The organism is Wolbachia endosymbiont of Ostrinia scapulalis (assembly GCF_023559145.1).
In the GTDB taxonomy this organism is placed as follows: domain Bacteria; phylum Pseudomonadota; class Alphaproteobacteria; order Rickettsiales; family Anaplasmataceae; genus Wolbachia.
This window is the reverse complement of record NZ_CP096926.1, coordinates 122,707-146,250: the sequence shown is the minus strand read 5'-3', so window position 1 is coordinate 146,250 and position 23,544 is coordinate 122,707. Positions and strand designations below refer to the sequence as shown.

At 32.9% G+C, this 23,544-nt stretch carries 24 protein-coding genes, 1 tRNA gene and 3 pseudogenes; 16 read left to right on the top strand and 12 right to left on the bottom strand.

Going from position 1 to position 23,544, the window contains the following annotated elements:
• Nucleotides 1-260: 260 nt before the first annotated feature.
• Nucleotides 261-1,289: pseudogene (locus tag M1L26_RS00775) on the top strand (IS4 family transposase); the annotation flags it as partial.
• On the opposite strand, the gene M1L26_RS00770 reads toward M1L26_RS00775, so the two are convergent.
• A complete protein-coding gene (locus tag M1L26_RS00770; RefSeq protein WP_250119932.1) occupies nt 1,285-2,610 on the bottom strand; it encodes an IS4 family transposase in 1,326 nt (441 codons plus the stop codon). The pseudogene M1L26_RS00775 and the gene M1L26_RS00770 sit on opposite strands and share 5 nt — an antisense overlap.
• 254 nt (nt 2,611-2,864) lie before the next feature.
• Here M1L26_RS00770 and M1L26_RS00765 point away from each other — a divergent pair, with 254 nt between their 5' ends.
• From M1L26_RS00765 to M1L26_RS00750, 4 genes are all read left to right on the top strand, one after another.
• Entirely contained in the window at nt 2,865-4,391 is a 1,527-nt protein-coding gene (locus M1L26_RS00765) for an acyl-CoA carboxylase subunit beta (RefSeq protein ID WP_211907673.1), read from the top strand.
• A gap of 757 nt (nt 4,392-5,148) precedes the next feature.
• Complete coding sequence (locus M1L26_RS00760; protein ID WP_250120228.1) at nt 5,149-6,216, top strand: M61 family metallopeptidase; 1,068 nt, start codon at nt 5,149-5,151, stop codon at nt 6,214-6,216.
• A gap of 145 nt (nt 6,217-6,361) precedes the next feature.
• The gene (locus tag M1L26_RS00755) at nt 6,362-6,616 is read left to right on the top strand and encodes a hypothetical protein (RefSeq protein ID WP_211907674.1); all 255 of its coding nucleotides are present in this window, start codon (nt 6,362-6,364) and stop codon (nt 6,614-6,616) included.
• Between the two features lie 121 nt (nt 6,617-6,737).
• Nucleotides 6,738-7,013: a hypothetical protein gene (locus tag M1L26_RS00750; protein WP_052264961.1), complete on the top strand. Its 276-nt coding sequence runs from the start codon at nt 6,738-6,740 to the stop codon at nt 7,011-7,013.
• Between the two features lie 141 nt (nt 7,014-7,154).
• Here the strand turns inward: M1L26_RS00750 and M1L26_RS00745 are convergent.
• Nucleotides 7,155-7,227 (bottom strand) — tRNA-Thr (locus M1L26_RS00745).
• Nucleotides 7,228-7,246: 19 nt separating this feature from the next.
• Here M1L26_RS00745 and M1L26_RS00740 point away from each other — a divergent pair.
• From M1L26_RS00740 to pdxH, 3 genes are read left to right on the top strand one after another with little or no spacing between them, the layout of a single operon-like run.
• Nucleotides 7,247-7,390, top strand: a complete 144-nt coding sequence (locus tag M1L26_RS00740; RefSeq protein WP_164819321.1) for a hypothetical protein — start codon at nt 7,247-7,249, stop codon at nt 7,388-7,390.
• A complete protein-coding gene (gene mutM, locus M1L26_RS00735; protein WP_029237631.1) occupies nt 7,356-8,171 on the top strand; it encodes a bifunctional DNA-formamidopyrimidine glycosylase/DNA-(apurinic or apyrimidinic site) lyase in 816 nt (271 codons plus the stop codon). The genes M1L26_RS00740 and mutM overlap by 35 nt, the downstream gene beginning before the upstream one ends.
• Nucleotides 8,172-8,186: 15 nt before the next feature.
• Complete coding sequence (pdxH, locus tag M1L26_RS00730) at nt 8,187-8,780, top strand: pyridoxamine 5'-phosphate oxidase (RefSeq protein ID WP_211907675.1); 594 nt, start codon at nt 8,187-8,189, stop codon at nt 8,778-8,780.
• 113 nt (nt 8,781-8,893) lie between these two features.
• Here the strand turns inward: pdxH and M1L26_RS00725 are convergent, their stop codons facing one another.
• The 4 genes from M1L26_RS00725 to trmD form a co-directional block, all read right to left on the bottom strand.
• On the bottom strand, nt 8,894-9,691 hold the full coding sequence (locus tag M1L26_RS00725) for a phosphoribosylformylglycinamidine synthase subunit PurQ (RefSeq protein WP_211907676.1): 798 nt from the start codon (nt 9,689-9,691) through the stop codon (nt 8,894-8,896).
• Complete coding sequence (locus M1L26_RS00720; RefSeq protein WP_250120227.1) at nt 9,688-10,938, bottom strand: PstA family ABC transporter permease; 1,251 nt, start codon at nt 10,936-10,938, stop codon at nt 9,688-9,690. The genes M1L26_RS00725 and M1L26_RS00720 overlap by 4 nt, the downstream gene beginning before the upstream one ends.
• 253 nt (nt 10,939-11,191) lie before the next feature.
• Entirely contained in the window at nt 11,192-11,569 is a 378-nt protein-coding gene (rplS, locus tag M1L26_RS00715) for a 50S ribosomal protein L19 (protein WP_064085768.1), read from the bottom strand.
• Nucleotides 11,566-12,264: a tRNA (guanosine(37)-N1)-methyltransferase TrmD gene (trmD, locus tag M1L26_RS00710; RefSeq protein WP_211907678.1), complete on the bottom strand. Its 699-nt coding sequence runs from the start codon at nt 12,262-12,264 to the stop codon at nt 11,566-11,568. Before trmD ends, rplS begins: the two co-directional genes overlap by 4 nt.
• Before the next feature lie 65 nt (nt 12,265-12,329).
• On the opposite strand from trmD, the gene purC reads away from it, so the two are divergent.
• Entirely contained in the window at nt 12,330-13,052 is a 723-nt protein-coding gene (gene purC / locus M1L26_RS00705) for a phosphoribosylaminoimidazolesuccinocarboxamide synthase (RefSeq protein WP_211907679.1), read from the top strand.
• On the opposite strand, the gene purM is transcribed toward purC, so the two are convergent.
• Nucleotides 13,049-14,086, bottom strand: coding sequence for a phosphoribosylformylglycinamidine cyclo-ligase (gene purM, locus M1L26_RS00700; RefSeq protein WP_250120226.1), 1,038 nt, complete (start codon nt 14,084-14,086; stop codon nt 13,049-13,051). The two genes, purC and purM, sit on opposite strands and share 4 nt — an antisense overlap.
• 137 nt (nt 14,087-14,223) lie before the next feature.
• Here purM and M1L26_RS00695 point away from each other — a divergent pair, with 137 nt between their 5' ends.
• The 3 genes from M1L26_RS00695 to virB9 all read left to right on the top strand — a co-directional run bounded on the left by M1L26_RS00695 (nt 14,224) and on the right by virB9 (nt 16,151).
• Nucleotides 14,224-14,499, top strand: a complete 276-nt coding sequence (locus tag M1L26_RS00695; protein WP_012481935.1) for a hypothetical protein — start codon at nt 14,224-14,226, stop codon at nt 14,497-14,499.
• Nucleotides 14,484-14,849 (top strand): histidine phosphotransferase family protein, encoded by a 366-nt coding sequence (locus M1L26_RS00690; protein WP_125855783.1) that lies wholly within the window; start codon nt 14,484-14,486, stop codon nt 14,847-14,849. The genes M1L26_RS00695 and M1L26_RS00690 overlap by 16 nt, the downstream gene beginning before the upstream one ends.
• Before the next feature lie 516 nt (nt 14,850-15,365).
• Complete coding sequence (gene virB9, locus M1L26_RS00685; RefSeq protein WP_211907681.1) at nt 15,366-16,151, top strand: P-type conjugative transfer protein VirB9; 786 nt, start codon at nt 15,366-15,368, stop codon at nt 16,149-16,151.
• A 7-nt stretch (nt 16,152-16,158) separates the two neighbouring features.
• On the opposite strand, the gene M1L26_RS00680 is transcribed toward virB9, so the two are convergent.
• Both M1L26_RS00680 and mraY read right to left on the bottom strand, forming a co-directional pair.
• The gene (locus M1L26_RS00680) at nt 16,159-16,752 is read right to left on the bottom strand and encodes a ribonuclease HII (protein ID WP_211907682.1); all 594 of its coding nucleotides are present in this window, start codon (nt 16,750-16,752) and stop codon (nt 16,159-16,161) included.
• A 5-nt stretch (nt 16,753-16,757) separates the two neighbouring features.
• Nucleotides 16,758-17,738, bottom strand: a complete 981-nt coding sequence (mraY, locus tag M1L26_RS00675; RefSeq protein WP_250120225.1) for a phospho-N-acetylmuramoyl-pentapeptide-transferase — start codon at nt 17,736-17,738, stop codon at nt 16,758-16,760.
• A 157-nt stretch (nt 17,739-17,895) separates the two neighbouring features.
• Between mraY and M1L26_RS00670 the strand changes: the two genes are divergently transcribed.
• Both M1L26_RS00670 and M1L26_RS00665 read left to right on the top strand, forming a co-directional pair.
• Nucleotides 17,896-18,873, top strand: a complete 978-nt coding sequence (locus tag M1L26_RS00670) for a hypothetical protein (protein WP_250120224.1) — start codon at nt 17,896-17,898, stop codon at nt 18,871-18,873.
• A gap of 68 nt (nt 18,874-18,941) precedes the next feature.
• Nucleotides 18,942-19,493 (top strand): DNA-3-methyladenine glycosylase, encoded by a 552-nt coding sequence (locus tag M1L26_RS00665; protein WP_012481934.1) that lies wholly within the window; start codon nt 18,942-18,944, stop codon nt 19,491-19,493.
• 216 nt (nt 19,494-19,709) lie between these two features.
• On the opposite strand, the pseudogene M1L26_RS00660 reads toward M1L26_RS00665, so the two are convergent.
• Together M1L26_RS00660 and M1L26_RS00655 are read right to left on the bottom strand one after the other, a co-directional pair.
• A pseudogene (locus M1L26_RS00660) lies at nt 19,710-19,934 on the bottom strand (helix-turn-helix domain-containing protein); the annotation flags it as partial.
• A gap of 149 nt (nt 19,935-20,083) precedes the next feature.
• Nucleotides 20,084-21,103: an Mrp/NBP35 family ATP-binding protein gene (locus M1L26_RS00655; protein ID WP_250120223.1), complete on the bottom strand. Its 1,020-nt coding sequence runs from the start codon at nt 21,101-21,103 to the stop codon at nt 20,084-20,086.
• 262 nt (nt 21,104-21,365) lie between these two features.
• On the opposite strand from M1L26_RS00655, the gene M1L26_RS00650 reads away from it, so the two are divergent.
• Complete coding sequence (locus M1L26_RS00650; RefSeq protein WP_458695300.1) at nt 21,366-21,923, top strand: WD_0033/WD_0034 family tandem repeat-containing protein; 558 nt, start codon at nt 21,366-21,368, stop codon at nt 21,921-21,923.
• 202 nt (nt 21,924-22,125) lie between these two features.
• Here the strand turns inward: M1L26_RS00650 and M1L26_RS00645 are convergent.
• Nucleotides 22,126-22,508, bottom strand: a pseudogene (locus M1L26_RS00645) (IS4-like element ISWosp8 family transposase); the annotation flags it as partial.
• A gap of 499 nt (nt 22,509-23,007) precedes the next feature.
• On the opposite strand from M1L26_RS00645, the gene M1L26_RS00640 reads away from it, so the two are divergent.
• Nucleotides 23,008-23,526: an ankyrin repeat domain-containing protein gene (locus M1L26_RS00640; protein ID WP_250120222.1), complete on the top strand. Its 519-nt coding sequence runs from the start codon at nt 23,008-23,010 to the stop codon at nt 23,524-23,526.
• The last annotated feature ends 18 nt before the right edge of the window (nt 23,527-23,544 follow it).

The window sequence follows — 23,544 nt, the reverse complement described above, 5'->3', positions numbered from 1 at the left end:
TATTTCAATAAACCCTAAAATATCATTCAGAAAATGGATAAGTTAAATAAGCTCAGTTAAAAAAATTATACACAATTCCGAGGAACCTTTTCAAGCTACAATGAACGTATAGCTACCACTCTAGCAATATTATTTCTCACCCACTGAAGATATTGCACGGTACTGTCTACCATACGCGTCAAGTTAAGGAAATAAAGGTATGAAAGAGATAGAATAATAAGGTATAAGTTCTCCCAGATATACTTTTAGTGAGAGAACCAATGAATAAAATAACTTGCTTATCAAAAAAGCTCAAAGAATTTTTTAATGAAAAAGCAGAGAAAATCTCAATTACAACAAGGTTTATAAAAAGAAAGAGAAAGCTAAAAGGTTCATCATTCGTAAAAGCCATGGTCTTGGGTAATATAGGAGTTGATAATTGTAGCGTAGAAACAATGTGTCAATTACTAAACGAGGACTCGATAGATATAACAAAACAAGGTTTGGATTTTAGATTTACTGAAGAAGCAGTGGAATTTATGAAAAGGATGTATAATGAATCTGTGATTCTCTTTAAAAATATCTTGCAAGTTGATTGCAAAATCTTACAGCAATTTAATAGTGTTAAATTATTGGACAGTAGCTATATTACTCTACCTAACAGTATGGAAGAGATGTATAAAGGTTATGGTACTAGCTACAGTGGCTATGAAAGCAATACTAAGTCTGGAATAAAGTTACAATTAGTTTTCGACTACATGAATCAGATAATAGACCAACTTAATTTAACGGAGGGGGTAAGATCAGACCAGGGATATAGGAAACATTTAAGTAATATATTAAGCAATGATTTGCTAATATCTGATCTCGGTTATTTTGTGCCAAGTTCTTTTAAACAAATCAATGAAATAGGAGCTTATTTCATAAGTCGTTATAAATCTGATACCAACATATATGATGTAGAAACAAATCAAAAAATGGAGTTATTAGAATGTTTAGAGGATAAGTTATTTTTAGAAAACGAGGTATTGTTAGGAAAAGAAGCAAAAATTAGAGTAAGAATTATATGTCAGAAACTAACTGAAGAACAGTCTATGGCCAGAAGAAGGAAAGCTAATAGATTAGCAAGATCGCAGGGATATACATCCTCTAAAAGAAATCAAAAATTGTTGAACTGGTCAATATTTATAACTAATGTTCCAGAAAATAAAATTAGTGCTGAGCAAGTATTAACGATTTACAGAGTAAGGTGGCAAATTGAGTTATTATTTAAATTGTATAAAAGCCATATCCATACGCGTCAAGTTAAGAGATTGTGAGCAAATTTAGAGAGGTTAAAGTGGATACTCTAGCCCTTCTACGTTTGTCTTTTAATGAAAATAGCGACCAAGTTATAGTGAGTTTTTTAAGAAATGCTTTTAAACTATTAATTTTGGTTAATACTAAAAATAACTCTCTAACCCGCCTTTTTAGCTCAATAAATGCCTTTGTTAAGCTAAGTTCTGTATTCTTTTTCACTTCTGTGCAACCAACTATGCCGTGAAATATAAGAATTGCGCACAATTTAGCATATAGTTCACATAATACTCTGCATGGCTTTCCTTTTAGCTTATCAAGCCTGATATGGCTTTTATACAATTTAAATAATAACTCAATTTGCCACCTTACTCTGTAAATCGTTAATACTTGCTCAGCACTAATTTTATTTTCTGGAACATTAGTTATAAATATTGACCAGTTCAACAATTTTTGATTTCTTTTAGAGGATGTATATCCCTGCGATCTTGCTAATCTATTAGCTTTCCTTCTTCTGGCCATAGACTGTTCTTCAGTTAGTTTCTGACATATAATTCTTACTCTAATTTTTGCTTCTTTTCCTAACAATACCTCGTTTTCTAAAAATAACTTATCCTCTAAACATTCTAATAACTCCATTTTTTGATTTGTTTCTACATCATATATGTTGGTATCAGATTTATAACGACTTATGAAATAAGCTCCTATTTCATTGATTTGTTTAAAAGAACTTGGCACAAAATAACCGAGATCAGATATTAGCAAATCATTGCTTAATATATTACTTAAATGTTTCCTATATCCCTGGTCTGATCTTACCCCCTCCGTTAAATTAAGTTGGTCTATTATCTGATTCATGTAGTCGAAAACTAATTGTAACTTTATTCCAGACTTAGTATTGCTTTCATAGCCACTGTAGCTAGTACCATAACCTTTATACATCTCTTCCATACTGTTAGGTAGAGTAATATAGCTACTGTCCAATAATTTAACACTATTAAATTGCTGTAAGATTTTGCAATCAACTTGCAAGATATTTTTAAAGAGAATCACAGATTCATTATACATCCTTTTCATAAATTCCACTGCTTCTTCAGTAAATCTAAAATCCAAACCTTGTTTTGTTATATCTATCGAGTCCTCGTTTAGTAATTGACACATTGTTTCTACGCTACAATTATCAACTCCTATATTACCCAAGACCATGGCTTTTACGAATGATGAACCTTTTAGCTTTCTCTTTCTTTTTATAAACCTTGTTGTAATTGAGATTTTCTCTGCTTTTTCATTAAAAAATTCTTTGAGCTTTTTTGATAAGCAAGTTATTTTATTCATTGGTTCTCTCACTAAAAGTATATCTGGGAGAACTTATACCTTATTATTCTATCTCTTTCATACCTTTATTTCCTTAACTTGACGCGTATGGAATGTTAGTGAGTCTCAGCATTCTCAGAATATTAAATAGAAATTGCTAGCGCATTAATTATCGTACACATACACCGTTGCATGCAGCAACGGTGTATGTGTATAATCAATAGGATTTGTAAGCTCAATAAAGTTTACAACCAATTTGAAAGTTATTTTACTACATGCAAGACTCTGAAATACTAGAAACTCTAAAGATCAAAACATTAGAAGCCGAAAAAGGAGGAGGTCCTGATAGAGTTAACAAGCAACATGAAAAAGGAAAGCTAACCGCTAGAGAAAGGTTGAGTATATTGCTCGATGAAAATTCATTTCAAGAGTATGATAAGTTTGTGAAGCATCACGCAACTGATTTTGGCATGCAAAATGCTGATTTTTTAGGTGATGGAGTTGTAATTGGCCATGGTACTATTTATGGCAGAAAAGTTTTTGTTTATTCTCAGGATTTCACTGTCTTTGGTGGATCACTTGGTGCATCACATGCAAAAAAAATATGCAAAATTATGGATATGGCAATTAATGCCAGGATTCCAATTATCGGACTAAACGATTCTGGTGGAGCCAGAATCCAAGAAGGAGTAAATTCCCTTGCTGGTTACGGAGAAATTTTTCAAAGGAATGTAAATGCATCAGGCGTTATACCACAAATCTCTCTAATCATGGGCCCATGTGCTGGCGGTGCAGTTTACTCTCCAGCGCTAACCGATTTTATTTTCATGGTAAAAAATAGCTCATACATGTTTATAACCGGACCAGATGTAGTAAAAAAGGTTACATACGAAAACGTAAGCCACGAAGATCTCGGTGGAGCAAAAATTCATACGAGCAAAACAGGAGTAACAGATTTTGCATTCAATAATGAAGTTGAAATGCTACTAGAAATGCGAAAATTCTTCACCTTTTTGCCAGCAAATAATCAAGAGTTGCCAAAAACTGTACCGATCTGCGACTTAATTGATGATGTTGATGAATCTTTGAACACTCTAGTTCCTAGTAATCCTAATACTCCTTATGATATGTATGAACTCATTGAAAAGGTGTGTGATGAAAGGAAATTTTTTGAACTAAAACCCGATTTTGCTCGTAACATCATAATTGGCTTTGGCAGAATTGGAGGAAATACTATTGGTGTTGTTGCAAATCAACCTATGCACCTTGCAGGATGCTTGGATATTGACTCTTCAAGAAAAGCTGCAAGGTTTGTAAGATTTTGTGACGCATTTAACATTCCCATCATCACACTTATTGATGTTCCAGGGTTTTTACCTGGCACGAATCAAGAATACAATAATATAATACAACACGGAGCGAAACTGCTTTACGCTTACGCTGAAGCGACCGTGCCGAAAATTAGCCTTATCACTAGAAAAGCGTATGGTGGTGCATATATTGTTATGAACTCAAAGCATTTAAAAGGTGATATAAATTATGCTTGGCCAACCGCTGAGATAGCTGTAATGGGCCCTGAAAGTGCAGTTGAAATTATATTTAGGCATGAAAAAGACCAGCAAACGTTAATCAAAGAATATAAAGAGAAATTTGCTAATCCATTTTTTGCTGCATCACATGGATACATTGATGACATTATAGTGCCAAGTAAAACAAGGCATCACTTTCACAAAGCATTAGAGCTACTTAAAAACAAGAAAGTAGAAAGAATATGGAAGAAGCATGATAATCTTCCTTTGTAACTTTCCTCTCAGTCTTTATTGTAAGGTCTACAGTGCCGTTACACCAAGACTAGCGCTTGGATTACCAATAACGCTAACTTTTGGGTTCTTTTTTCTACAATATATTCTTACCTTAGCTAAAATTTACTTCCGCGTGTTTTAAATCTGATTATAATTACAATTAGAGATATTTTTAGAGCTCAAAAATTTATCTTTGTCTGCAGACTTTTTTTATTAAACAATCGAACTCATACAAAAATGTAGCGTATCCTCTTCAGCGTATGTGGGTGCATACACACATACTTAATTTCTGTCGTATGTGCACTGCATTTTTTTCTAATCTTTTTTTCATAGGGGGATTTTATGTTCAGAATTCCAGATACTTGACCTTTACTTTAGCTAATAAAAACCAACTGGTACCTGCGGTTTTTATAGCCTCAAAATTTCAATCAAAATTCAACTATCATTCAAAGAAACTTATAGTTATTCTTAGTGTTATTACTATAGTAACAGCGCTATGATGATAAGAATATGGAATCCTTTATAACTTTCTTCTCAGTCTTTATTATAAGGTGTTCAATAATATGGGAAGAGTAAAGTTTTAAAGAGATAATTAAAATTATCCTTATCACCTACTTAGCAATAAATTATATTTGCTTAATCGTAATTACTTACACTTCTTCAATGTCCTGTTTTATTTATGGCAAACATTAAGCTTAAAAATGTACACAGTCTATTAAATTATATTATTTGTTTTTTCCTTATATACGTTCAGTATATGCATTCTGCTATTGCTTTAGATAACTCTTCATCACATTTAAAAAACTTACCTGATTTTTTACCTTTTAGAAAACCTTTTGATAATATAGAAAAAATTATTAGAACTGACAATTTTAGAAGTTTTGATCTTGATAAAAGAAATAAGCTTTATACCAATGCTCATAATAGTATCAGTCTTGTAAATATTATTAATAAAATTATCTTAGCTCAAGATAACTTATTCATACTAGAAAGTAAGCCGTATAATATAGTACTTGTTGATAATCCCAATCTTAGTAGAACTACAGGTGCTGCAGGAAAGGACTATGTAATTATTGAGGGAAGCTTAAAAAAAAATATCAAAGATTATACTAGAGTGATATCACATGAATTAATTCACAGATATATAGGACATATAATAGAGCAAGACAACGATAAGAAAAATGAAATAAAATATAAGTGGTTTTTTGAAGGATTTACGGAATTTTATGGAGTGAAAACCTTACTTGACACGAAACTTATTAATAAAGATGAATATTTAGAAATAATTAATACTATTTTAAAAAAATATTTTAACTCCTTAGTACTTGATATTAATTTTGAAAAGGTAGGCAAAAAACATTTACTTGATAAAAACATAAGCATGTTGAGCTATAACAGAGGTTTTATTCTTGCAATGATAATTGATGAGAAATTAAATGAGATTAGTAATGGAGAATATAACTTATTAAATGTTATAAATAGAATAATAAATGAAGCGACTTCAAAGCAAGTTAATTTTAATGTTGACTTATTTGCAAGTCATTTAAAACATTACTTATCAGAGTCCTTTATAAAAGATATCATAGCCTCTATAGGAGATTCTAGCATACTTCTCAGTTTATTACCCAGTAGATTACTGAATAAAAATTTAACTTTCCAAGATACTGATAAGTATAGTGATATATGCTTTAACTTAACCAGAAGTCTAGAGCTACAAAAGATACGTGGGGTTAAATTAGGTAGTGATTGCCATAATATGAGACTCAAGGATGGTCAAGAACTAAAATGCTATAGTATTATCTTAATAGTGGTAATATTAAGTTAAAAGTCCTTGAAAACAAGATACCGAAAGTTATACATTTGAAAGCAAATAAAATGACGAGTAGCATTCCAATATATAAATAGCTCAAATAAACTCTTGACAAAAGCTATAGTAAACCTAAACTTTGCTATTTTAAAGCAAAGTAATTATGGTAAATGACAAAGAAAAACAAGTGGATTTATTATTAGAGCGTCTTAGCGTTAATATTGGTCAAGTTAGTAGTAGTATTATACTTAAAAGAATAGAGAAGCTTTCAGATAATTTTCATGGTAGAAATAATCACAGTAGCCATTGTCAGTTTGATAGAGATGGTGGAGGGCATGGTAATATATGCTGGGCAGATAAGATAAAAGAAGACCTGACTGAGAACTATCATAAAAAGGATAGAGAAATTTCTATATAACTTTTCATTAGAGCTATTTTACGGTAATTATTCAAGAGTTGAGGGATTTGGCAAGAGAAGCCCTTTTGTATTACCGTTAATATGTGTTTCCAATAATGGTAATCTCGGCCCACTAGATGATTTGAGAACATGTGTCCCTCATAAGTTTGTTGAATATAACATAAGCAATACTAGTTGGGCTAAGTTCTTATCAGATAAATTTTTTAATAACTTTTTGAGTGATATGGAAAACAGGCCTGACGATTGTAAGCAGTGTTGTTATGAAAATATTTGTGGTGGGGGAAGTTATGGTAACAGGTTTAACCCTGCCAACGTAAGTTTTAATAATCCTTCAGTATATTGTGAGGGATTTTTGGCAAAGGATTATACAATTTCTTTTAATGCATGGATTTTCTAAAGAAAAATTACGGCAGGTATTATTGAATAGTAATACTGAAAAAGCAGCTTAATGGTAGTGTATAAAAGGTATTTACTAGATGTTTTTCTATAATCTAATTAGCATCTAGAGGATTGACTTTATGAATATCGTCCTCTAAACTGCCGTTACCAAGATTCGAACTTGGGACCTCGTCATTACCAATGACGTACTCTACCACCTGAGCTACAACGGCAAGTTCACGTATTATGATAATGAATAACATGAAAAAAAATAAGGAAAAAGAAGAAGAGAGAAAAAGATTGGCAAAAGCTTTAAAGCAAAATATTCTAAAAAGAAAAAAACAGCAGCAGAGTAGACAAGATGCCAGAACTCCCAGAAGTGGAAGTAATCTCTAACTTCTTATTTGATAAAATCAAAAATAAGAAAATAAGCAATGTGACAGTCAATAATTGTAATTTGCGTGTACCAATAACGAAGAATATTGATGATTTGCTAAAGGGCAAAGTTATAAATGATATCAAGCGTAGAGGTAAATATATAATCTCGAATATAGATGCTAGTATGGCTGTAATCATACACCTTGGCATGAGCGGAAAGCTTATATATGCTGAAGACAATCAAGCACAGAACAAACATGATCATGTGATATTCTTATTTTCTGACAACACTTCACTAATCTTTAATGACCCAAGAAGGTTTGGATTAGTGATTGTTTTAAACAGAGAGCAAGAACTAAATTTTTTTAATAACCTAGGAATAGAACCCCTCACAGATGAATTTGACGGACATTATTTACAGAAGTTGCTAAAGAACAGAAAAGCAAATATCAAATCAGTATTAATGAATAATAAGCTAATAGTTGGCGTAGGTAACATATATGCTTCTGAGAGCTTATTTAGAGCTCGCATATCACCACTTAGGCTAGCACAAGATTTAACATATATAGAGTGCGAAAAACTTGCTATCGAAATAAAAAATACTCTGAGTGATGCAATTGCTGCTGGTGGTTCAACACTGAAAGATTATGCACAACCATCTGGATCTGCTGGATACTTTCAAAATAACTTTTACGTATATGGTAAAGTGCAAAAACCTTGCAGAATCTGCAACAATATCATAACACTTATACGACAAAATGGTCGTAGCACTTATTTTTGCAATGCATGTCAGAATTAAATTTTATTTTTGCATATGACACTCTCACCTGAAAAAGATCCTTTTGATTTGTTTTCAAAGTGGTATCAAGAAGTACTTAATTCTCCGTGTAAAGAGCCAACTGCAATGACGCTAGCAACGTGTAGCAAAGACTGCATTCCATCTGCAAGAGTGGTATTACTAAAGGAATATAGTAAAGAAGGTTTTGTGTTCTTTACTAACGTAAACAGTAGAAAAGGAAAAGAATTGACTGAGAACCCCAAAGCTGCACTCGTATTTCATTGGACAGAATTTTCTAGACAAGTACGAATTGAAGGAGAAGTTATGCTTCTAAGCGGCAAAAAGGCTGACGAATATTTCTCTTCTCGAGCACGTGATAGTCAAATTAGCGCGTGGTGCTCAAAACAATCAAGAGTTCTGAAAAATTGGCAAGATTTTGAGCAGGCTATAGAATTGAAAGAGAAAGAATTTCACAATACACAAGTTTCTCGTCCTGACTTTTGGGTGGGATTTTGCGTAATCCCAAAGGTAATTGAATTTTGGCAAGAAGGTGAATATAGGAGACACACTAGATTTAGATATACTCTTGTTGAGAAAAGCACTTGGAAAGTGGAGCAATTATATCCCTAACGTTAGAGAAAGCTACTCTGCAGATCAAAGATAAGGATTTATTGTCATAACAGGACCTGATCAAGTAACTTTTTATGGCTTAAAAACTTGTTGTATGTAACGTATTGTAATACTTACGCAAAATATTTTAGTGCATTCTCAAATATGAGCATTCCATTACCATATTTTGGCATAGCCACTCCTGAACGTTTACATTTTTCTTTTTCAAGAGGCCAGTTATCCTGCTGAGTAAAAAATATTCCTCTCTCTGGGTGAGGCATTAAAGCTAAAACTCTACCACTTTTGTCTGATAAAGCTGCCAGGTCGTATATAGATCCGTTTGGATTGTAAGGAAATTGTAAATTTGCATAGTCACCATTTTCATCAACGTAACGCAGTGCAACGGAATTATTTTCAATCAATTGATTTAAAATATCTTGATCCATAAAAAACCTGCCTTCTCCATGAGCAACAGGAAGATATAGCTCACTCAGGCCCCGTAGCCAAACAGAACTACTCTGCGGATTAACTCTCACTCTAATCCAACGACATTGGTAATTACCTATATCATTAGAGGTTAAAGCTAGATTAGAGAATTCTGGAACTAATTTTACTAATATCTGGCAACCATTACATATCCCTATAATAAGCTTATCCTGAGATAAGAAATTTTGAAATTCGTCTAACAAGTTGTTTTTTATACGCAAAGCAAATGCATTACCAGCGCCAGTATCATCACCATAGGAAAAACCTCCTGGAATTGCAAGTATATTACTTAATTTCAGTTCACTTGGATTATCTATAATATCATTAATGTGAACGATTTTTACTTCAATATTATTAATACCAAGCTTTCTGCTGCATTCCATAAATGCAAATGCAGTTTCTTTTTCGCAATTTAAGCCATAACCAGATAGGATTGTAATTTTCATGAATCAAAAAACTCGAACTTTCTTTTTACAAAATTTGCTATTAAATTCAAAGCAAATAGCATTAACAATAAAGCTATAATTGCAATGGCAGCAAGCTCAATAAATGCAATTTCAGGACTACTTGACCATATGTATATTTGTACAGGTAAAACAGTTGCCGGATCGAAGAAGGATGTAGGTGTATCAGCAATAAATGCTACCATGCCTATCATAAGTAAAGGGGAGGATTCGCCTAAAATCCTTGCAATTGCAAGCACTGCACCATGTATTATCCGTGGCAACGCAATCGGTAAAGAGTGATCCAATATCACCTTGATGTGAGGTGCACCTAGCGCAAACGCTGCATCTTTTATTGCAATAGGAACGTTTGTAAAGGCATTTTTTGTTGCAATAATAATATTAGGCAGCATCATAAATGAAAGAGTCATCCCGCCAACAAGCGGTGAAGAACGGGGTAAACCAAATATGCCCAAGTAGAGAGTCAGTCCTACCACACCAAATATTATCGAAGGCACTGCAGCAAGGTTATTCATGCTAATTTCTACAATACTGGTTATTAGCCTATTTCTAGGCATAAATTCATAAAGACAGATACCTGACATAATTCCTATTGGCAATGCCAACGCTAAACATACTATAATTGTCATTAATGAACCGATAAATGCCCCTAAAATCCCTGCATTCTCAGGCTCACGAGAATCAGACTTAAGAAACAGAGACTTATTAAAAAATTTTCTTACTCTTCCCTTCTCTTTTAACCAATCAAGTAATTTAGCATAATGATCATTCAAACATTTATTTTTATATAGTGAATTGATCACACTCGATGCGGTAAACCAGATCTCATATTCACCACTATCTTTCACTTTCTTACGAAAAAATTTCTCTAGTTCTTTGTAAGAATTACGACTTAAAATTTCGTCACTGTCTTTAAAATCAGTTTCTTTAAACACCTTACGTAAAGAATCGTTGAGTAAGCCAATGGACTTATACCGCAAATCACTAGGATTATTTGTTAAAGTAAGATCAGCATTTATTTCAACTGGCAATAAAATTTTCGTTACTGTTAAAGCACTATAAGAGTTAACTAATATACTTAGTAATATACATATAGGACACCCAACTGAGACAATCAGTGATGTAAAAGAGCAAAAGCATAAAATGCTGTTCTTTTTATTTTTTCTTTTTACACGAGCATGTACGCGCTTAGATTGAAGTAACTTAAGGAAGTTTTTCTTTATACTCATTTACTTTTCTTTATATGAGGATTTGAAAAAACTTTCCCCTTTTTCCAGTGCTTGACACTGAGATCTAGCAGGCTTTGCCTGCAAATAATTTTTATATTTCTCATGAAAGCACAAACCAAAAGGAGAATCTGGATCCCAGTGTCAAACATTGGATGACACCACAGCGGGAGGCAAACGTACAGTTGTGCGTCACACACTGGGATAATAAGAGAGAGTTTTGAGATGATACAATTGACATCACTCCCTATTGTATCTACTTAGATTTTTTTTTAACATAAGTAGTACGTTCTTTGATCCTTGCAGCTTTTCCAAATAGCTTGCACAGATAATATAATTTTGCTCTACGGACCTTTCCCTTTCTTATCACTTGTACTGAAATTAATGCAGGAGAGTAAACAAAAAATTGTGATACTATACTTTCTCCATGACTTACCTTTCTAACTGAAAAAGAAGAGTGTAATCCACGATTTCTTTTTGATATACATACGCCCTCAAATATCTGTATACGCTCACCCGTACTATCAACTACCTTAAAAGTGACCTTCAAATCATCGCCAGGACAAAAAGCTGGCATCTCTTTGGCTAATCTTTGTATTTGTTGTTCGTTAAATTTTTCAAGTAAGTTTGTCATTTATCATCTCCATTCAACAATTCAGGTCGACGTTCCTTTGTTCTAACATATGACTGTTCCCTTCTCCAATCACTTATTTTTCTGTGATTGCCAGACAACAGAACCTCAGGAACTTTGTACCTACTCCACTGCTCAGGCCTAGTATATTGAGGATATTCAAGCATACCACCACTATAACTAAAACTTTCTTCAGCAACGCTATCGAAATTATTTACTACACCTGGAAGAAGCCTAATACATGCATCAAGAACCACCATTGCAGCTGGCTCACCTCCCGAAAGTATATAATCTCCAATACTTAACTCATAAGGAGTATACACATCAATTACTCTTTGGTCAACACCTTCAAATCGACCACACAATATTGTTACATGAGGAATTTCTGTTAGCTCCTTTGCAATGCTCTGATTAAATTTTGTACCAGATGGAGTCATATAAATAAATCTAGTATTTTTATGAGCAGAAAGCACATTATCAACTGCATTACCAATCACATCTGGGCGCATAACCATCCCTGCTCCACCTCCATATGGAACATCATCCACAGTTGAATGTTTATCTTTTGCAAAAGAACGAATATTTATTACTTCAAGGTTCCATATTTTTTTTTCTAACGCTTTTCCGGCAAGAGAATAGTTCAAAAACCCGGGGAACATTTCTGGAAATATGGTTAACACTGTAACACTAAACGTCATTAGCAAATTTGTAGTAAACTAAGCAGCAATTTGATATTATCTTATAGTATACAGCTAAATTAATCATGTTACCGAATAAAATCATTTACGAAGGTAAAGCAAAATCCATTATAGCAACTGAAGACTCGTTAAATGTCATACAGCACTTTAAAGATGATGTTACAGCGTTCAACAAGGAAAAATATGAAATTATTGAGGGCAAAGGAATAATTAATAATCATGTTAGTGCTTTTATCATGGAAAAGCTTGAAGAAGCAGGAATTAGCACGCACTTTATAAACACTCTAAACGAAAGAGAACAGCTAGTCAAAAAACTCAAGATAATACCTCTTGAGATAGTGGTTAGAAACATTGCAGCTGGCAGCTTTTGCAAACGTTTTAATATCAAAGAAGGTGAGACACTTACATCTCCTATAATCGAGTTTTTTTACAAAAATGATGACCTAGCCGACCCAATGGTGAATGAAAATCACATACTATATTTTGGTTGGTTATCCCATAAAGAAATGGAAGAAGTTAAAACTACAACTTTAAAGATCAACAAAATCTTAGTCGACCTATTTTCAAATGCAAATATATATTTAGTTGATCTCAAGTTAGAATTTGGTAAATTGATAAACAACAGCACTAAAATCATTTTAGCCGATGAAATCAGCCCTGATAATTGTAGGCTATGGGATAAAAATACGCATAAAAAGCTAGACAAAGATGTTTTCCGTTTAAATCTAGGAAACTTAAAGGAAGCATACTCAGAAGTTGCAAAAAGACTGTCAGTAAAGTTAGACTAACTAAATACTACTCTATCAAGTGGAGGGTTACATGCCTCATCAAGTTTTCCAATAATCTCAATTTTTTCTCCACGCTTTTGGAAATGACTTTCCACATCCTTCATATTCTCGGGATCTACAATCAGTACTATACCTATGCCGCAATTAAATGTTTTTAACATTTCTCTCTTTTCTATTTTGCCTTCTTCTTTCAGCCATAAAAATATATCTGGCCATTTCCAAGAATTAATATTTATGTCTACAAATAAATTTCCTGAGAGAATTCTTGGAATATTATCTCTTAACCCGCCACCTGTTATATGCGCAATGCCTTTTACCTTTAGCATAATAGGCAACAAAGAATCAACATATATCTTTGTTGGCTTAAGTAATATTTCACCCCAAGATTTATTATTCCATGGAGATATATCATTATAATTTATACCTAAGCTTTTAAAAATATGGCGCACCAAAGAAAATCCATTTGAGTGAATTCCATTTGATTCTAAACCAACTACACAGTCACCTGCTTTCATTATACTACAGTTTGGAAGAATTTGCTTTCGATCAACAACACCAACCACAAACCCTGCAAGGTCATAGTGATTGTTACCATACATTCCAGGCATTTCTGCAGTTTCTCCACCAACTAATGCTATTTTAGATTCCTTGCACCCTTCTGCAATGCCCTGGATTACAGACAATAAAACGTTTTTGTTTAAAACGCCTGTTGCAAAGTAATCAAGGAAAAATAAAGGTGTTGCTCCTTGTGCAAGTAAATCATTTACACACATTGCAACTAAGTCTATACCTATAGTATCATGCTTATTCACCTCTTGAGCTATTAATAGTTTTGTGCCCACTCCATCAGTTGAGGAAACAAGTACTGGATGGTCGTATTTCTTACTCAGCGAAGAAAAGTCAAACAATGCGGAAAATGATCCTACTTCACTAATTACTTCTTCTCCTTTAGTCTTTTCAATAATAGGTTTAACTTTTTTTATTAGTTCGTTATATAGTTTAAGGTCTATTCCAGATTTAGCATAAGTATTCATAACGCCTTCATAAATCTTATAATTATTAATACTACATTAATGCTTTGACACAAAAAGCGCAACGAAACTTTCTCTTAAATTGACTACTACGTGCCTACCAATATAGGGTTAACTTAAATCATTTATACTTTTATCCAATGAATAAAAACATAATGTTAATAACAGAATGCCTATCAGGACGAATTCTTCATGATTTTGCTAGTTCTATGCAAGGAATAGTGGGTGGATTGGAAGAGCTTGAAGAAAACAACCCTAATATGCAAAACGAAGCATTGTCATTGCTTAAAGAAAGCTCCGATGATTTAATATATAAATACAAAGTTATGAAGCAAGCGTATTCTCATTCATCAGATAATTGCAGCTTTGTTAAGACTAAATCCAATATAGAAAATTATTTATTAAAAAAAAAGTAAAGCTTCAGTGGAGAGTAAGTGAATGTCCTACAGAAAACTTAATTGAAAAAATAAATAAGATAATTTCCAATATGGTGATAACTATAATCAGTGCAGTGGCACAAATTGAATTAGTGTCTATTTTACTGACTAAAACAGAAGATAAAACACTACTCACTATAAAAGTAGTAAATGAACATAAATCAATAAGTACATTATTAGTGAGCAAATTAACAAAAAAAAATGATATTCGTTTGGATACAAAAGACATTATTATCTATATGACTTCTTTACTGTTAGAACAGTATAACACTAAAATCAATTGCACTTGTGAAAGTAATTCACTGAATATAGGCTTAACTATAACTTGAGATGGCTTCATATTTCATAAAAAGGAATCGATACTATAAATTTGAATCTTGGATAAGGAAAGGAAAAATTTTGTGGAGTAACTTAGACATAAAATCTGTAGTTAATTTGCAGGAAGTGTTAAATAAACCATACGCGTCAAGTTAAGGAAATATCGTGAAATATAGCAACATTTGAGATGGGCATTTTATTTGTTACATTTATTTTTTTAGGGAGTTCTTATCTAGAATAATCTATAAATTAATAACTTTATTACTTAATATATAAAATAGTTTTTTTTCGTTTCCTTTCTTCCTTATACCACTTTTCCTTAACTTGACGCGTATGGTTTATTTAACACTCCCTAATTTACCTCACAACTCATTTTAACATATATGAAAATAATGTTTAAAGAATTTTTTCCTGCAGTAATGAATTATTATGAAGCTTGCATTTTCTGTCGCTTACTACTGGGATAGTTTGATAGTTGCAGTACATGTCTATCAATGATAAAATAAAGATCAGTTTATTTTGATACTATGATTAGGGTACTCTTTGTTGCACTATTATTTTTTTGTAGTGGTTATGCACTTGCAAAACAGGAACCAAGACCAATAGCTGGTGATAATCACATAAAGGTAATGAATTATAATCCACAGGCTATACATAAGTACACGGGCTTTTATGGTTATCAATCCAGCATATTGTTTGAGCCAGGGGAGGTAATAGAGAGTCTTTCAATGGGTGATGCAACCGGTTGGCAACTCCTTCCTCAAGGTAATAGATTATTTATTAAGCCTATAGATGATATTGCCGATACTAATGCAACTATAATTACCAATAAAAGAGTTTATTATTTCGAATTTCATGCTGAAGAAGCAAACGGGCTAGATGATCCAAGGTTAGCATATGAAGTAAGGTTTCTTTATCCACTGTTCAACAGTGATGAAATTTATTCAACGAGTAACGGTGATATTCTAGAGCAAGCTAGTTATACCACTATCCCTGATATAAGTGATATTGAGGTTATAAAGAAAGGCTTGAATTTTAACTATTCCATATCGCACGTTAAAGGCAGTCAATCAATAATACCAATTAAGGTTTTTGATGACGGAAAATTTACATATCTACAATTTAATAAAATAAACTCTGATTTCCCGGCAGTTTTTATGGTTGATTCTGCAGGATATGAGTCCTTGATAAATTTTCGTACAGTTGATGACTACCTGATAATTGAAAGAGTAAACTCGGTATTTACCTTAAGAAACGGATCAAGTACAGTCTGCCTGTTTAATGAAAACATACCTTTCAAAAAAGGTAAGTGATTAAAGGCTATAGTATTCTTATAGGTGCAAAATTCTTTCTATGGTGCTTCGTAATTCCATGAAGGCCAATAGCGCTGAGGTGTTCTTTTGTTCCATATCCTTTATTTTTATACCAATTATATTGAGGATGTTTATTATGCAATTCTTCCATAAGTCGATCTCTTGTAACTTTTGCAACGATTGAAGCGGCTGCAATTGATATACTTAAACTATCACCATTCACTACAGACTTTGTTTGCCATTTCACTTCAAGTGGTTGGTTACCATCAACTAACACATAATCTAGTTCTAAATCTAAATTTACCAGCGCACGTTTCATTGAAAGCTTTGTTGCTTGCAAGATATTGTATGAGTCTATTTCCTCTACACTTGCCATTCCTATACCAAATTTTGCAACAGACGTTATTTTTTCGTATAGAACTTGCCTACACTTAGGGGTTAGCTTTTTTGAGTCGTTTATTCCATCAATAACCGTATCTCTATCAGTAAATATTACAGCTGCAGATATCACTGGACCGGCAAGCGGACCTCTTCCAACTTCATCTACTCCTGCTATAATTCCTGATAATGTATTTTCTAATGTGAAATCTGGATATTTCATAGTTCCTATAATAAGAAAGTTAAAGCAAAAATCGAACAAACGATAGAAATTATCCAAAATTTTATAACTATTGTATTTTCTGACCACCCTTTCTTTTCAAAGTGATGATGTATTGGTGTCATAAGGAAAATTCTTCTTCCTGCTCCATATCTAAATTTTGTATATTTAAAATATGATACCTGAATAATCACAGATAAAGTCTCTATTACAAAGATTATTCCAATAACGGCAAAAAGCATTTCTTTTTTAATTAGAACACTAGTGAGTCCTAAAGCTGCACCGATTGATAGGCTTCCAACATCACCCATAAATATTTTTGCTGGATGTGTGTTAAACCACAAGAAACTTAAAATAGCTCCTATAAATGCAATGCAGAATAAAGTAATGTTTACATCTGCCTGAGTTATGTATGCAATTAGCCCCAAAAAAGCAAAGGAAGTAATGGCTTGAGTTGCAGCAAGGCCATCTAGGCCATCTGTAAGATTCACAGCATTAGAAGAGCCGACAATTACAAATGCAGCAAACGGAAGATATAGATAGCCAAGGTCGATTGCTACTTCTCTAAATAGAGAAATTTTTGTAAAACCTTCAGCAGATTGTAGCTTAAGTATAAACATACAGACCAGAGTAACGACAAACTGAATAAGTATTTTGGTTTTTGCACTTAAACCTCGGTGGTGATTTGTCTTCAATTTTAAATAGTCATCAATAAATCCAAGTAGAGCAAAAAATAGAGTTATAAATACCAGCAATGAAATTTCTGGTGTTAATTGAGTCCAAAGCAGGATTGGTAATAAAGCAGAAGTTAGTATTATTACTCCACCCATAGGTGGTATATTCTTTTTTGTTATTAAATGACTTTCTGGTCCATATGATCTGATTGGTTGTCCATCTTTACTTATCTTTTTTAGAAGTTTTATAAAATAGGGAAAGAGAATAAACCCAAAAATAAATGAGATAAAAAACGTCTTTGTAGCTGAGGTCACCTGCCTATTCAAAATTAACTAGATATTATACCAAAAGCTTTACCTAATCTCAATTTATACCTTTTTATCAGCTCATTTTATTTGGAGTAAATTTAGTTATTGATTAGTTATAGCAAAGTTTGCATACTGACATTTAGTTAATGGTAAGAGGTGGCATATGTTAGATTATATTAAAAAGCTTTTGTGGGCTACTACAGTACCTGATAATGAGAGTAGAGTTAAAAATTCTTACACGCATATAGTAGAGAAACCTTCTTTTGGTGATGCAGCTTCAAAGTTGAGTAAGGAAGAAAGGTCAGAAGAGCATCTTGTTCTTCTAAAAGGTAAAAGCAATAGCTCTGGTACAACTGTAACAGAAGGATCGTCTAGTATTCAGAATGCAGTATCAGGCAAGAACAAGCGTGGATATATCAAATTAGACAGTGATGAAGAATGGGATAAATTCTTTGATTTACAGAATGATCCTTTCACTAATACTACAAACAAAGAACCTTTTTCTCCGAAGAAAGGAGAATCTCACTATCATGGTAAAGAGATTGTAGGCAAGATTGCTGACCAAATTAAGGCAGAGATATCGAAGGTATATACCATAGAGTCCATAATGATAAAAGAAGGCAAAAGGGAAGGTAATATTGTTTACCCCACCGTGAGAGTTGTGCTACATGCCAATAAAGAAGGAGTAGATATAGCTAAACTTCTAGGCGGTAGTATATGTAAAGAGTATGGTGTAAGAACAATTACATTTTGTCATCCTAATCAAGAAAAAAAGAGAGGGGCATGTTGCTATATTAATAATGATAGTGATAATGAGGAAAGAGTTTATGAAATAATTAGTGGGTTATATGAAATGACTTTAAAGTGGTATGTTGATGAAAGAGAATGCAAAATTAAAGTTAACATTGATGGTAAGAATGGTGTAACTCTCCTTGAAGGCAACGGTGTTACTGCAGAGCAGTTGCGTGCAAATAAAGAAGTCAAAATAGGTAAGAGACGTGAGCCAAAATCTTTATATGAAGAGTTAGTACCGCAATTGCAACAAAAGAGCTCTGAATCAGTCAAGGTTTTACAGCAGCCTTCAACAGATGTAACAAATGTGACAACAACACCAACTTCTACTTCTCAGAGATGCTCTTGACTAAATAAATAAGAAAAAGCAAAAATAGTATAACTTGCTTACAAATGTAAGTAACTTGTACTTCTATGATGAATAACACAATATTACCAAGAAATTTCTATGAACGGCCAACTTTAACCGTAGCTGGGGAGCTGCTAGGGAAGATGCTGAAATTTTCTAATTTTAGTGGAATAATAACTGAAGTTGAAGCGTATATAGGAATGGATGACCCAGCTTGTCATGCAGCAAGAGGCTATACTAATCGAACCTCAGTAATGTTTGGTACGCCAGGGTTTTCGTACGTATATTTTATATATGGAATGTACTATTGTCTAAATATTGTAACAGAAGCAGAAGGATTCCCAGCAGCAGTGTTAATACGAGGATTAAAGCTCACTGAACCGCTTGAAGCAAATTTAGGCGGGCCAGGCATACTGTGCAAAAAATTAAACATTACAAAAGAACATAATAAACAAGACCTTACTATAAGTCATGAATTTTGTCTCTATGAATATCACCTCAAACCAGATTATGTGTGCACTCCAAGAATCGGAATTAGTAAAGGCAAGGAGAAATTTTGGCGATTTAAAAGTTGCGTTTTAGCAGACATGCCTAAAATCACACTCAACAATAAATATTAGACCTCCTGCATAAACTAGATAAAAAGGCAAATAGCCTTTTATGTTTACCAACAATAGACTTCTTGGATAACCTAAGGATATTTTTTGATCTTCTATGGGGGAGTTGAACATTCCCTTTTTATAAAACTTTTGCATACTCCTATTTAACTTTAATAGCTCTTTATCTTCCTGAAATCTCGATGTTTTATCAATGCATCTTCTATTCAGCCGTTAGCAAGAACTTTCACTTATTCCATAGCTTTGCGCTATATGGAAATATGTACGGTATTTACACAAATATTCGAGTGCTATTAATAAATATATTTGTTTTTCCTCCTCTTGCCTTTTTCTTGGCCTCTTCCTCTATTAAAATTTCTATTATTTTTCCAATGTTTTTCTTTTTACTCCTCTTAGTCTTCGAAGCTTCTCTTCATCAAGTTTACTTACCTGCTCAAAATTTATACCTTCCCTAATATTGCTTCTACTACTTGTTTCTTAAGTTATCCAAGAAGTCTATTGTCTGCTCAGATACGAGGTAGCTGCTGCCATTTGAAATATTTTATTCACCTAAAATTACATTCTACCTATTTTAAAAGTAGTTTAAAAAAACTTTATAGACTGCATACAAAAGACCTAACATCTTTAGCAATGCCTTCATAAATCCTTACTAAATCCTCACTTAGTATTGAAGGATTTCCACAATCAGAAGCACTACATATTTGCGGATCTAGAGGAACTCTGCTCAAGAGTTTGACTCCCAGCTCTTCAGACATTTTTTTTGCACCACCTTTTCCAAATATGTGTATTTTTGAATTATCTTGAACAAAATAGCTCATATTTTCCACAATGCCGATAATTGGCACGCTGAGCTTTGTGAACATATCATAAATTTTTTGTGCATCGACTAAAGCAAGCTCCTGTGGAGTTGAAACTATTATTGCTCCAGTTAAACTAAAATTCTCCATCAGACTTAAATGTACATCGCCAGTGCCAGGCGGTGTATCAATGATTAAATATTCTATATCAGACCACCTTGTTCCCATTAGCAAATTGTAAAGTGCTTTTGTGATCATAGGTCCACGCCATATTGCTGCGCGGTCCTTATCAATAAAATAGCCAATTGAAATAGTATAGAGACCATGTTTCTCTATAGGCATTGCTTTACCACTCTGTATTTCTGGTTTCAATTTCTCAGTGCCCAACATTTTAGGAATCGAAGGACCATATATATCTGCATCAACTAGCGCAACTTTATGTTTTAATTCTGCTAACGAAAGAGCTAGATTTAGTGCAACTGTCGACTTACCCACACCTCCCTTACCAGAAGCAACGACAATTATATTTTTCACTCCTTCGATATGAAGTTTAGCTTTTTGTTGCCTAGCTTGTTTTTGACCAGTAGCAACTACAGTAACCTTTCCTACTCCCGGTATCGCCTTAACAGCTTGCTCACAATTTTTTCTTAATTCTTCATTTGGCTCAGTAACTTCAAGAGCAAAAGCAACATCTTTACCTTTAATAATAATTGAGGATACTACACCAACATTCTTACCACTTTTCTTCTCTATAACCTTTTTTAGGCTCTCTCTTACGGTTTCCTCATTAACCTGTGTAAATTTTTTCCAGAACATATGATGAAATTTTTTCTATTGGTGTATACTAACATAGAATAATTAAACTGCACTGACTTTAAAACGAGGTTACAAGAATATGCTAAATCATCAAAATTTAACACGAAAACAAAAAGATTTGTATTTTCAGCTAAAAAGATCCATATGGAATGGAAGGAGCATCAGCGATATCTTGGAAGCAGTTTCAGGAAATGATTTACTAAAAGTTCTTATCACTTGATATACTACACGATTTCCAACAGGTGGAGGACGCACTTTAACACTGCTTAGCCTAGCTATACATAGAGACAATAATGAATGTGTTAATTCTATTTTAGAACAAGCTCAAAACAGTGGTATACTACAAGATATTCTTACTGCTCCAAATATTATAAATTATCAAGATGGTTTGATGTACAACTTAACATCGCTTGGCTTTGCCATACATTACAACAAGGAAAGATATGTTGATGTTATTTTAACAAAAGCCCAGGAAAATGGTATATTACAAGATATCCTTGCTTCTAGAAATATTGTACAGTATTTAAATATTATAGCGTATACTTTAACGCCACTTAACTTTGCTATATATAAAGGCAATAACAAGTGTATCAATTCTATTTTTATACGAGCTCAAAATAGTGATACACTGCGAAATATCCTTACTTCTAAAGATATTGTGCAGCTTACAGGAGTGACGTATGTCATTAAACCACTTGCCTTTGCTATGTATAAAGGTAATAATAAATGTGTCGATTCTATTTTAACACGAGTTCAAAATAGTGCTATGCTACAAGATACACTTACTGCAGTAAGTACTGTACTGTTTCTATATGGTTAATATACTTTGAATGCTTTTAAGCTAGCTGTAGTTGTTAATGAGAACAATGCTAGTATTAGAACTGCATTAGATAATGTATCTATTTCTTCTAGGTATGTTAGAGAAAATAGCAAAGTTAGTTAATTTCTTAAGTAACTCTTTCTTGCAAGTACTACTTTTTTATGTATCTGTTCAGGCAATGGCGTTAACTTAAGAGAATAAATTAGCAAGCTCTCCTAAAGGCATGATGGCGTTTAGGCTTATCTACTTTATTGCAGCTATACAATCTTCACGTTAACTTTAGTGCGTATACTTAAAAAGGGCTTGGAAATTTTTTGGTTCCAACAAGCACCTGATAAAGTTTCTGTCTCATTACACCAAATAAAACTGAAAAATTTAAACGATACTCAGCAATTTGATCTGGGTTCCAAGGCTCTTGTGCATCACACATATGAAGTATTGCACATGACCAAGTTTGCACAAAATTCTTGTTTCTAAATTTATCCCAGAAAAATTCTCTAATTCTCCTTCTACTTTGAGTCGTTTATAGCACTCCTCTATGTGACACCTTAACAGATAAGCTTTACTGATATCTTCTTTATTGAAATAAAATAGAAACCAAAGGTCCTATTTTTTACAGTATTTTACTCCTTAACATCTTTCCTTAAGTTGACGCCATTGGGCTCTATCTACGATGGATAAAAGATAAAAATGTAGAATATCAATAGCTTATTATTCTAGCATTTATAGTAAGGACAGTCAGTAAATATCTAAATTTAAGTAAAAGAAGTTTTACTATCATTCACTAATCTAGCTAGAATTCAAGAATTTCAATGCTTTAGCTATTTTAAGTAGAATTAAATTTACTAGTACAAACAATAAATTACTATTCTTAAATTTAATCAGATTGATTGCAAAAAATAAGATTTTCAATAAGCTGCTTGTATAGTTAGCCTTTCATAGATAGTGATGCAACAAAGCCCGCTGGAATCTAGTTCATATTATATATTTATCTGATAAGTTCCATATATGTGTAATTTATTTAAATTGACTTCTTATCATATAATTAAATACATTATTGAAAATTAAAGGTAAGGTTATAGCAATGGAAATTTCAAATTGGCACGAATTATTGAATTTAGTTAATGTTGACAAAGATTTAAGCAAAGATAACGTAATTGAAAAAATACAAAATGAGCTGAAAAGATATTCAAAGGAATATGAAGAGTGGGAAAAGTCTGGCTTTGATATAAATTATGTGTTTAAAGATGGTGAAAAAGCGACTCTTTTGCACTTGGTGGCTTCCTTTAACCTAGAAAATATAGCGAAGGCTCTCATGGAAAAAAGGGCAAATGTTAATGAAAAAGATGTAAAAGGAGATACTCCTTTACATAATACTACTTATCTTGATAGTATAAACATAGCAAACGCTCTCATAGAACAAGGTGCAAATGTTAATGCAATAAATATATGGAGAAGGACTCCTTTACACTATGCTGCTTTATTTCGCAGTATGGCCATAATAGATGCTCTTGTAGAAAGAGGTGTCAATGTTAATGCAGTAGATATGTGGGGAGAGACTCCTTTATACCATACGCGTCAAGTTAAGGAAATAAAGGTATGAAAGAGATAGAATAATAAG